The sequence below is a fragment of the Microcoleus sp. T3_D1 genome (assembly GCF_036700405.1).
In the GTDB taxonomy this organism is placed as follows: domain Bacteria; phylum Cyanobacteriota; class Cyanobacteriia; order Cyanobacteriales; family Microcoleaceae; genus Microcoleus.
The window spans coordinates 1-1,325 of record NZ_JAUBOV010000203.1; the positions used below are offsets into that span (position 1 = coordinate 1).

Below are 1,325 nucleotides of genomic sequence, written 5' to 3' on the forward strand. Positions count from 1 at the left end.
TGATTTACAGAGCTAGATTGCTGTGTAGCTGTGCGTTCCTGCTGTTCTACTGTGGCCGCAATCTCTGTGGAAGAACTGGCGATCGTATTTGCTACCTGATTGATTGGTCGGATAATTTTATCAAAAATAAATAATATAATAAATGAACCCAATACTACAGCAACAACCGTACCTCCTATAGAAACAGTCGTCGCTAATTGCTCCGACTGTTTTGCGAATTTTGTTCGTTGAACCAGTAAAGCATCTTCTACCGTAAGCATTTCTGCCAGCTTATCCCTAATTTCATCCATTAATATCTTGCCTTTACCTGAAATCACCAAGGCTCTTAGCTCTGGTTCTTTACCAGCCCTTTTTAGGGATATAGTTTCCGCTAATTCATCGAGTTTTTGCTGACCCAAATTTTCAACTTCCTCCAAAGTTTTAACTTGTTCAGGGATATCTTTTACTAAGTCTTTTGTCTCATTTACTGTTTTATAAAAAGCGACGCTTCCCTTTTTGTAAGGTTCTAAAAATTCCTCCTTTCCAGCGAAGATAAACCCTCGCTGTCCTGTTTCAGCATCCAATAAAGTTTTTTCTAGGGCTTGCAAATTTGTCTTTACTACATAAGTGTGCGTTTGCCACTCAATAGCTTCGGCTAACTTATCCATACTCAATTTAGTGGCAAATCCGATGCTAATCATTAAGAAAAAAATGGAGCCGAAGCCCAACGGAACTACTTTACTAAGCCGAATAATATTGTGCAACATTGCACTTTCTACTCCTTGATTCGTTGTTGACTTTTGTGGGGGGAAGTTGCAGCGTCAATAATTTCCTGATGTTTTTCACCCAAGTAGTTATTTAATCCCTAATACTAATTCATAATTAAGGCCCCTTTTTTCGTGGAAAAACTTCCAGCGCTTCTTTTTGCTTTCTTGGCTTTACCAACTCAACCATTGAGTCAGACTCATCAAGAAAAATCTGGCAAAACTTAATGTGGAGCAAGCGATGCAGGTCAAAGTCTTTAGGATTAAGGGTTGTTTTGCCTGCTTTGATTTTGCATAAATCCTGTTTATTCGATTGTAGCTGGAAATTCAGGAACCAAACCCAAAAATCGTCAAATTCTCTCCCCCACTTTTCCTCTCTCCCACTATTGATTGGGGTTCAAGTCGATCGCAGAGCGTGTTAAAATCTAGTTAAGCAACAAAATTTTGAGTTCATGGAAATAATAGTAGTGACGCTGGTGCTGGGTTCGGTGCTGTTGGTCTAGGAAATGCGGTTCGGGCGGGTGTTAGTTCGATCTGGAGTTACTGCGAAGGATTTGTTTAAGGGCAGAAATTCGATCGCCC

The 1,325-nt window shown here is 40.0% G+C and carries 1 protein-coding gene; it reads right to left on the bottom strand.

Features of this window, described 5'->3' with window-relative positions:
- On the bottom strand, nt 1–746 hold a 746-nt coding region (locus QT992_RS33375), incomplete at its 3' end, for a CHASE3 domain-containing protein (protein WP_333378760.1).
- Nucleotides 747–1,325: the final 579 nt, after the last annotated feature.